Consider the following 8384-nt stretch of genomic DNA (forward strand, 5'->3'; position numbering starts at 1 on the left):
CGAGGGGAGCTGATCTTGCGGCGTAGTTTGACCTTTGCCGTGGCTGCGTCGTGCCTGTGCAAGGGGCCATCTGCCGCCGCAACCGCTGACCCTGAAACAGCCTCTGACAGGGGAACGCGCCACCGCGACGCCGCGTCCGGAACATGGGCTGCCGCAAGCGGGGCTGGTATTTACGCTGCGGCTGGTCTATCCCGCTGGGGTATCCACGGCCTTGCTCGGGGTTGTGGAGGTCGCACTGACCATTGTCCACGACTGCCCACCGAAAGGTTGCCTGAATGAGCTTTGAAACACCGGGGCCGATTGAAGCCCAGTTGCGTGACGCAATCAGCCCTATTGAAGAGATCATCGAAGAGGCCCGTCAGGGGCGGATGTTCATCCTGGTCGATCACGAGGACCGCGAAAACGAGGGCGATCTGGTGATTGCCGCCGAATTTGCCGATGCTGCGGCGATCAACTTTATGGCGACTCACGGACGCGGTCTGATCTGTCTTCCGATGACGGCGGAGCGGGTCGATGCGCTGGGGCTGCCGATGATGGCGGTGAACAATTCTTCGCGCCATGAAACAGCTTTCACCGTGTCGATCGAAGCCCGCGAAGGTGTCTCGACCGGGATTTCCGCTGCCGACCGTGCGCTGACCGTGGCGGCGGCCATCGACGAGAGCAACACGATGGCCGCGCTGGCGACGCCGGGGCATGTGTTTCCGCTGCGGGCCAAACGCGGCGGTGTGCTGGTGCGCGCAGGCCATACCGAGGCGGCGGTTGATATCTCTCGTCTGGCTGGTCTGAACCCCTCGGGCGTGATCTGCGAGATCATGAATGAGGATGGCACCATGTCGCGGCTGCCGGAGCTGGTCGATTTTGCCCGAACGCACGGGCTTAAAATCGGCACCATCAGTGATCTGATTGCCTACCGCGCGCGCAACGACAATCTGGTGGTGGAGACCTCGCGCAAGACCGTCACGTCTGAAATCGGTGGCGATTGGGAACTGCGCCTGTTTACCGACCAGACCCACGGCATTGAACATGTGGTGATGACCAAGGGCGATATCACCACCCCTGAACCGGTCCTGACCCGCACCCATGCGCTGCATGAGGCAACGGATCTTCTGGGACTTGGTCCCAAATCGGGCCGGCAGCTGCCGCGCGCGATGGAACTGATCGCGGCCGAGGGGCGCGGCGTCGTCTGCCTGTTCCGCGAGCCGCGCAATTCGCTCTATGCGCAGGACGACGAAGGCCCGCGCACCATCAAGCAGACCGGGCTGGGCGCGCAGATCCTGTCCAAAATGGGTCTGCATGAGCTGGTATTGCTGACGGATTCGCCCTCGACCACCTATGTTGGACTAGACGCCTACGGCCTGAGCATCGTTGGCACCAAACCTCTTCTGAAGGACGCTTGATATGGCTGCACATGAAACTCACTATACGCTGGACCGTCCGACATTCGACAAACCGGTCAAGCTGCTGATCGTGGTCGCGCCTTATTACAAGGATATCGCCGACAATCTGGTGGCCGGCGCCCAGGCCGAGATCGAAGCCGTCGGCGGCACCTGCGAACTGATCGAAGTGCCGGGTGCGCTGGAGGTGCCGACCGCGATCGCGATTGCCGACCGCAGCTCTAACTTCGACGGCTACGTGGCTCTGGGCTGCGTGATCCGTGGCGAAACAACCCATTATGAAACCGTCTGCAACGACAGCAGCCGCGCGATTCAGTTGATGGGGCTACAGGGGCTGTGCATCGGCAATGGCATCCTGACGGTGGAAAACCGCAAGCAGGCGGAGGTCCGCGCCGATGTGAACGATCAGAACAAAGGTGGCGGTGCTGCGGCTGCGGCCTTGCATCTGATCGCGCTGACGCGTAAATGGGGCGCCCAAACCAAGGGAGTCGGCTTCAAAGCCCCTTCCGAGGCCATCAGACTGGCCGACTCAGACAATGGACCCACCACCGTATGACCACTTCGGAAAGCCAGGGCGCCGCTCGCAAGGGCAGCGACAAGCATAAAATGAAATCAGCGTCCCGGCTCTATGCCGTGCAGGCGCTGTTTCAGATGGAACATAGCAACCTGTCTTTCGACAAGGTCATCGTCGAATTTGAGGACCACCGTTTTGGGGCGGTCTACGAAGGCGATGAGATGGCAGAGGGCGATCCGAAAAGCTTTCGCAAGCTGATCGAGGGCGCAGTCAATAATCAGGCCAAGATCGACCAGATGACCGACCGCGCACTGGTGGCCAAATGGCCGATTGCACGGATCGACCCGACGCTGCGCGCCCTGTTCCGGGCCGCGGGTTCTGAGATGCTGGCAGGCCAGACACCGCCCAAGGTGGTGATCAATGAGTTCGTGGACATCGCGCGGGCCTTCTTTCCAGAGGGCAAGGAGCCGAAATTCGTGAATGCCGTTCTGGACCATATGGCGCGTGAGGCATGCCCCGAAGCCTTCTGACCAGGGCAATCGACTGGGGCCTTCTGACCGGGGCTTGCGACAGGCGCCAGCTGCTGTGGCGCAACAAGGATCGAGAAGCGTGCCCGATGGGCGCGCTTTTTTCGTCTGCCGCCGGGCTGCCAGAACACTGCCGTAAAATGCTGGTCGACATGCGTCAAATCCCGCCGATCCGGCAATTGCCGCTGGACCATGTCGCAAAGAGTGCTACCGTTTTGGCCGAAGCAGGAGGGTATGCCATGCCAAAGCTGGTGAGTCTTTATATTCGCAACGTGGTGATCGGCTTTGCCATTGCCGCAGCTTTTGTCGGGCTGCTGTTGTGGTTCAACGTGATGAACCTCTGGCATCTGGTCAGTACATCGGACAGTGGCGTTCTGGCGGTTGCGATCCTGTGGTTCATGAACGGTATCGTTTTTGCCGGGGTGCAGTTCGGCTATGCGGTGATGTCGCTGGCGCAGAAAGAAGACACCCCGCGCGGCGGGATGCGGATCACCCCCGATATGCACTCTGAGATGGTCCCGGTGCGCGTTCCGGCCAAGAAAGCCTCTCGGCAGCTGCCGCGCCGCTGATCCGCAGATCTGGACGCAAAACGTCCAGACCAGCAAGCCCTCAGTCAGCCGTGCCCCTCAGGCGCGGCTTTTCTTTTGTCAGCCAGAACAGTGGTGGAATGCGGCGGGACCACCAGGCAACCGTGCGGTTATGATTCCCGAGGACCTGTATGTACAGGTGGGCGCCAGGTAAAAGGACCAGGGTCCAAACAGAGCCAGCTCCCTCGGAATTGCTTAAGGCCACTGGAATGCTACCTGTCACGAGAAGGGCAGAACCCGCCTCCGTTCTAACTAGGCGTCGGGGCAGGCGGAGACAAGGGGCGTCCGCCGTCTTTTCGACATGGCCCTCTCACCGTGGCGGATGTGGCATGGCCGCAGGCTGTCTTGATGCGATATCTGACCAGTGCGTTTGCAAGGTGCCTGCGCCATGGTCTTGTCATTTGTTCATGAATTGTTCACATTGACCCCATGATGCAGGATCTTGCCCCCGGTCAGCGCCTCGCGCGTGGTGTGGCCCGCCATATGGCGGCGCTTGGTTTTGTCACGGTCGAAGAATTCGTTCCCGCCCGTGGTCTGCGGGTCGATGTCATGGCGCTTGGCCCCAAGGGTGAGCTATGGGTGGTCGAATGCAAATCCAGCCGCGCCGACTATCAGTCCGACAGCAAATGGCGGGGCTATCTTGAATGGTGCGATCGCTATTTCTGGGCGGTGGATCTGGCGTTTCCGAATGAGCTGTTGCCTGACGACAGCGGTTTGATCATCGCCGATGACTATGACGCCGAGATCATCCGCATGGCGCCGGAACAGAAACTGCCCGCCGCCCGTCGCAAGAAGCTGATCCAGAAATTCGCAATGGACGCCGCCGGCCGCCTGCATCGGCTGCGCGACCCGCGACCGGGGATGGATGGGATATGGGACAGCGAGGCGCGCGGCGCCTGATTGCTGGCGGCGCGTCGGTTGGCAGGGCGGGCGCGTCAGCCCGCCGCCGGGTGTTCGTGAGGCTCAGGTATCGAGGCTGCGCGCTGCCTGGGCTGCGGCCATGATTTCTTCGGCGATTTCATTGGCCTCATCCGGATCAAAATCCATCGGGATTTCGATCCCGTCGGCTTCGATGAAGATGCGGACCATGCCTGCGTCGGTGGGGCCGATCTGCATATTGGCTTCGATGTCGCGCTCGGTGTTGATGCTCATGCGGCACTCCTGTCATGGGGCTTGCGGTGACGGGTTCTGCTAGCCTGCTGCCACTGTAATGGCAAGCACTCGCGGCTTCCAGATGGACCTCGCGGGCGGGGCAGAAGATCGCAAGCGTGACGGCAAATCTCTTCACATTCGGGGTAAAAAACTTGCCGCTTGCCTCTTGCGCTCTCATCGCCCCTGTATTAAATCGCCCTCAGTGCCGCCTTAGCTCAGTTGGTTAGAGCGCCTGATTGTGGATCAGGAGGTCCCCCGTTCGAGCCGGGGAGGTGGTACCACCCTTCAGCTGATATTGATATGACCACATCGGACCGCCAGAGGCACGACGCCTGTTTTCATGTCGGTAATTCAGCAGCTTACCACGGGTCAGCTTGCATGAACTAGCGGGTGAAGATCAGTCGCTGACCGGTTGGATCGCCACGCGTTGCTCGATTGCGCCGCTCAGATTGTTCAGGATCAGGATCTCATCCCCATCGGTGACCACAGCAATCCAGCCGTCGCCAAAGGTCACGGCGCGGGCGCTGACCCCCGCTGGCAGCGTCACCGTTTCGGGCAGCTTTGGACCTGACGCAGACAAACGGATGACAAGCAGGGTCAGAACCACTAAGAACCCGCAAATCATGATCACCGTTAATGTGGTCACCATCCGCCGCAGGAACACCAGCTGGGGCGGTTCACTTTGAATATCTGTCTCAGAAGGATGTGTCATGGCCCGCCGCCGGATCGAGTTTGTCATCGCGGAAAACCCGCCTAAACGGCTTGATAAAGCGGTTTCGCGTGATGTGCCAGAGGAAGCCACCCTGTCGCGCACCCGTCTGGCGCGGCTGATCGAGGCTGGGCAGCTGCAGGTCAATGGCACGGTCGTGACCGACCCCAAGGCCAAGATCGAGGAAGGTGCGCTGATCGAGATCACCGTGGAAGAGGCCGAGGACAGCCACATCGGCCCCGAGGATATCCCGCTTGAGGTGATCTATGAGGACGACGATCTGATCGTTGTCAACAAACCCGCAGGCATGGTTGTCCATCCCGCCCCCGGAACACCATCGGGCACGCTGGTCAACGCATTGCTGCACCATTGCGGCGATAACCTCTCCGGCGTTGGTGGCGTCAAACGCCCCGGCATCGTGCACCGCATCGACAAGGAGACCAGCGGGCTGCTGGTGGTCGCGAAATCCGATGTCGCCCATCAGGGTTTGGCCGCTCAATTCGAGAAACATACGGTCGAACGCTATTACCGCGCTATCTGTTATGGTGTGCCGGATGCCAATGATCCGCGCCTGCGCGGGGTAAAGGGGACGAGCTTTGAACCTGGCAATATCCTCAAACTGACCACACAACTCGCGCGCCATAGAACCGACCGGCAGCGGCAGGCGGTGCTGTTCCAGGGCGGCCGCCATGCTGTCACCCGCGCCCGTATCGTCGACAGCTACGGCACGCCGCCGGTGCTGGCGCTGATCGAATGCTGGCTGGAAACCGGCCGCACCCATCAGATCCGGGTGCATATGGCCCATGCAGGCCATGGGCTGGTCGGCGATCCGGTCTATGGCGGCAAGCGCAAACTTGCCGCAAAATCGCTGCCCGAGGCCACCGCGGCGGCCATCCAGTCATTCCCGCGACAGGCACTGCATGCTGCGGTTCTGGGCTTTGTCCATCCTGTCACCGGTGACGACATGCGATTTGAAGCGCCGGTACCAGAAGATATGACAGATCTGCTGCAAATGTTGGCAACGCCTGCGGAATAATCACGCCTGCGATCAGCGAGCTCCTGATTTATTGCAGAAAAACCGAGATCCCGCCGCGCGTTGCGGCGGGTCGATGGTCTGCAACTTGCTGTGAACTTCGTCACAGACCGCTTTTCTTATGATTCCTATAAGAGATAAACTTGGCAACTCTTGAACGGGGCTGTGCGTTAACCCATATGACGAGATGTTAAGTCCTTATACATTGGGAGGGACACAAAGAATGGCAAATTATGCAAATCTGCCCGCACCGACACCCGAAGGCGGGCTGAACCGGTACCTTCAGGAAATCCGCAAGTTCCCGCTGTTGGAACCGGAAGAGGAATATATGCTGGCCAAGCGCTGGGTCGAAGAGCAGGACAGTGCCTCGGCCCATAAGATGGTGACATCGCACCTGCGTCTGGCGGCGAAAATTGCCATGGGCTATCGCGGCTATGGTCTGCCGCAGGCCGAGGTGATCTCCGAAGCCAATGTCGGTTTGATGCAGGCGGTCAAACGCTTTGATCCCGAAAAGGGCTTTCGCCTGGCGACCTATGCCATGTGGTGGATCCGCGCCTCGATCCAGGAATATATCCTGCGGTCCTGGTCGCTGGTGAAACTCGGCACCACCTCGGCGCAGAAGAAGCTGTTCTTCAATCTGCGCAAGGCCAAGGCCCGTATCGGCGCGCTGGAGGAGGGCGACCTGCACCCCGACACCGTCAAGAAGATCGCCACCGACCTCGGCGTGACCGAGACGGAGGTGATTTCGATGAACCGGCGGATGTCCGGCGGCGATGCCTCTCTCAATGCCACCGTCGGCAGCGAGGGCGAAGGCACGATGCAGTGGCAGGACTGGCTGGAGGATGAGGATGCCGATCAGGCCGGCGACTACGAGGCGCGCGATGAGCTTGAGGCCCGCCGCGAGCTGCTCGCCAATGCGCTGGATGTGCTCAACGATCGCGAGAAGGATATTCTGACGCAGCGCCGACTGGCCGATCAGGCGAAAACGCTGGAGGACCTCAGCACGCAATATGGCGTCAGCCGCGAGCGTATCCGCCAGATCGAGGTGCGCGCCTTCGAGAAACTTCAAAAGAAGATGCGCGAGCTGGCGTCCGAGAAGGGCATGTTGCCGGTGAGCTGACCCGTCCGGAGCGGTCCGCGAATCGCAGATTAAACGGCCCCCTTTGCGGGGCCGTTTTTCCTGTGCCGCGAGGGGCGCCACAGCGCCGCCGCGACCAGCTGCGGCCCGAGGCGGGCGAAGGTTTCCAAACTCCTAAGACAAGAGATTGAAATTCTATGCAATAATGGCGTGAAGCCTGCGATTTTGGGTCTTTGCCTAACGCTTTGTTAGGGGCGCCGGTCCTAGTGTTCGGGGATGTAATTCCTCAAAGGACCAAGTAACCGATGCCGTCCATATTCTTTCGTCTTCCCATCCGTATCTACGCTGTGGTGGCGATGGCACTCGCGCTCTCTGTGCTGCTGACCGTCCTGCTGCTGTCACGCGCAGTCGACAACGCCTATGCCATGCGCGACCGTGAGCTCAGCAATATCATCGATACCTCAATCAGCCTGCTTGCCGATCTTGAGGCGCGGGTACAGTCTGGTGAGCTGACAGCCGAGGAGGCGCGCGCTCAGGGCCGTGAAGTGATTGAGAAAATTCGCTTCGAAACCTCCGGCTACCTCTTTGCATTCGACAAGGAACTTATCGTGCGTGCGCACCCCATGGTGCCAGACTGGGTCGGCACTGACCGGTCCGGCTTCGAAGACGTGAAGGGTATCAAGGTGTTCCAGGAGCTGGGCAAGGTTGCCGCAGCTGATGGTGCCGGCTCGGTCCGCTATTGGTTCCAGAAACCGGGTCAGACCACTCCGGAGCAGAAAATCGGCTATGTGAAGGCCTTTGAACCCTGGGGCTGGGTCATTGGCACCGGCTCCTATGTCTCTGACATTCGGGCGGATCTTGCCCAGATGCGGACCGAAGCGATGGCCACCCTCGCGATCAGCCTGATTCTTCTGGTGATTGCCTCGACGGTCCTGCTGCGCAGTGTTACCGGCCCGATCAACGGTCTGAAGGCGCGGATGGCCACGATGGCCGACGGCGAGACGGCGACGGATGTACCCTATACTCGGGCGCGCAGCGAAATCGGCGAAATGGCCCGAACGCTGGAGGCATTCCGCGGGAAGCTGCAGGAGCAAGACGTGCTGAAAGGCCAGCAGCAGACCCGCGACGCCGAGCGGTCCGATGTTGTGTCGATCATCTCCAGCCGTCTCGCGGCACTGTCGCAGGGCGATCTGACCGTGCGTATCAACGAGACCCTGCCAGAGGATTACGCCCAGCTGCAGCGTGACTTCAACCGCACCGCGGAAACGCTGAGCGCGACCGTGACCCAGGTGATCGACACTGCCGAAAGCATCCGCAACGGCGCCAATGAGATCAGCCAGGCCTCCGACGACCTGTCCAACCGCACCGAAAGCCAGGCCGCCACGCTGGA

At 60.6% G+C, this 8384-nt stretch carries 10 protein-coding genes and 1 tRNA gene; 9 read left to right on the forward strand and 2 right to left on the reverse strand.

From position 1 onward, the window contains the following. Nucleotides 1-275 precede the first annotated feature (275 nt). The 5 genes from ribB (at nt 276) to VXL81_RS08465 (ending at nt 3922) form a co-directional block, all read left to right on the forward strand. Nucleotides 276-1397 (forward strand): 3,4-dihydroxy-2-butanone-4-phosphate synthase, encoded by a 1122-nt coding sequence (gene ribB / locus VXL81_RS08445; protein WP_340544984.1) that lies wholly within the window; start codon nt 276-278, stop codon nt 1395-1397. Between the two features lies 1 nt (nt 1398). Further along, the gene (locus VXL81_RS08450) at nt 1399-1950 is read left to right on the forward strand and encodes a 6,7-dimethyl-8-ribityllumazine synthase (protein WP_340544985.1); all 552 of its coding nucleotides are present in this window, start codon (nt 1399-1401) and stop codon (nt 1948-1950) included. Beyond that, nucleotides 1947-2438, forward strand: a complete 492-nt coding sequence (gene nusB, locus VXL81_RS08455) for a transcription antitermination factor NusB (protein WP_416553778.1) — start codon at nt 1947-1949, stop codon at nt 2436-2438. The genes VXL81_RS08450 and nusB overlap by 4 nt, the downstream gene beginning before the upstream one ends. 236 nt (nt 2439-2674) lie before the next feature. Next, nucleotides 2675-3004, forward strand: coding sequence for a hypothetical protein (locus VXL81_RS08460; protein WP_416534812.1), 330 nt, complete (start codon nt 2675-2677; stop codon nt 3002-3004). Nucleotides 3005-3451: 447 nt separating this feature from the next. Then, complete coding sequence (locus VXL81_RS08465) at nt 3452-3922, forward strand: MmcB family DNA repair protein (RefSeq protein ID WP_416553780.1); 471 nt, start codon at nt 3452-3454, stop codon at nt 3920-3922. Nucleotides 3923-3985: 63 nt separating this feature from the next. Here VXL81_RS08465 and VXL81_RS08470 read toward each other — a convergent pair whose 3' ends face one another. Then, nucleotides 3986-4174: a DUF6324 family protein gene (locus VXL81_RS08470; RefSeq protein ID WP_340544989.1), complete on the reverse strand. Its 189-nt coding sequence runs from the start codon at nt 4172-4174 to the stop codon at nt 3986-3988. Nucleotides 4175-4378: 204 nt separating this feature from the next. Between VXL81_RS08470 and VXL81_RS08475 the strand changes: the two genes are divergently transcribed. Beyond that, a tRNA-His gene (locus VXL81_RS08475) sits at nt 4379-4455 on the forward strand. A gap of 116 nt (nt 4456-4571) precedes the next feature. On the opposite strand, the gene VXL81_RS08480 is transcribed toward VXL81_RS08475, so the two are convergent. Further along, nucleotides 4572-4886 carry a DUF6476 family protein gene (locus VXL81_RS08480; RefSeq protein ID WP_416538355.1) on the reverse strand — a complete coding sequence of 105 codons (315 nt, stop codon included), beginning with the start codon at nt 4884-4886 and terminating at the stop codon, nt 4572-4574. Between VXL81_RS08480 and VXL81_RS08485 the strand changes: the two genes are divergently transcribed. The 3 genes from VXL81_RS08485 to VXL81_RS08495 all read left to right on the forward strand — a co-directional run. Continuing rightward, the gene (locus tag VXL81_RS08485; RefSeq protein ID WP_416553782.1) at nt 4885-5919 is read left to right on the forward strand and encodes an RluA family pseudouridine synthase; all 1035 of its coding nucleotides are present in this window, start codon (nt 4885-4887) and stop codon (nt 5917-5919) included. The genes VXL81_RS08480 and VXL81_RS08485 overlap by 2 nt on opposite strands. A 220-nt stretch (nt 5920-6139) precedes the next feature. Then, nucleotides 6140-7036, forward strand: coding sequence for an RNA polymerase sigma factor RpoH (gene rpoH, locus VXL81_RS08490; protein WP_340544992.1), 897 nt, complete (start codon nt 6140-6142; stop codon nt 7034-7036). Nucleotides 7037-7299: 263 nt separating this feature from the next. Next, on the forward strand, nt 7300-8384 hold a 1085-nt coding region (locus tag VXL81_RS08495), incomplete at its 3' end, for a cache domain-containing protein (protein ID WP_416553784.1).

Origin of the sequence: Phaeobacter sp. JH204B (assembly GCF_048055755.1) — a bacterium.
Lineage (GTDB): Bacteria > Pseudomonadota > Alphaproteobacteria > Rhodobacterales > Rhodobacteraceae > Phaeobacter > Phaeobacter bryozoorum.

Bases quoted from the DNA above. Each gene is read 5' to 3' on its own strand.
- VXL81_RS08480 (WP_416538355.1), bottom strand. From the start codon at position 4,886: ATGACACATCCTTCTGAGACAGATATTCAAAGTGAACCGCCCCAGCTG.
- VXL81_RS08485 (WP_416553782.1), top strand. From the start codon at position 4,885: ATGGCCCGCCGCCGGATCGAGTTTGTCATCGCGGAAAACCCGCCTAAA.
- VXL81_RS08460 (WP_416534812.1), top strand. From the start codon at position 2,675: ATGCCAAAGCTGGTGAGTCTTTATATTCGCAACGTGGTGATCGGCTTT.
- rpoH (WP_340544992.1), top strand. From the start codon at position 6,140: ATGGCAAATTATGCAAATCTGCCCGCACCGACACCCGAAGGCGGGCTG.
- VXL81_RS08470 (WP_340544989.1), bottom strand. From the start codon at position 4,174: ATGAGCATCAACACCGAGCGCGACATCGAAGCCAATATGCAGATCGGC.
- ribB (WP_340544984.1), top strand. From the start codon at position 276: ATGAGCTTTGAAACACCGGGGCCGATTGAAGCCCAGTTGCGTGACGCA.
- VXL81_RS08450 (WP_340544985.1), top strand. From the start codon at position 1,399: ATGGCTGCACATGAAACTCACTATACGCTGGACCGTCCGACATTCGAC.
- VXL81_RS08465 (WP_416553780.1), top strand. From the start codon at position 3,452: ATGATGCAGGATCTTGCCCCCGGTCAGCGCCTCGCGCGTGGTGTGGCC.
- nusB (WP_416553778.1), top strand. From the start codon at position 1,947: ATGACCACTTCGGAAAGCCAGGGCGCCGCTCGCAAGGGCAGCGACAAG.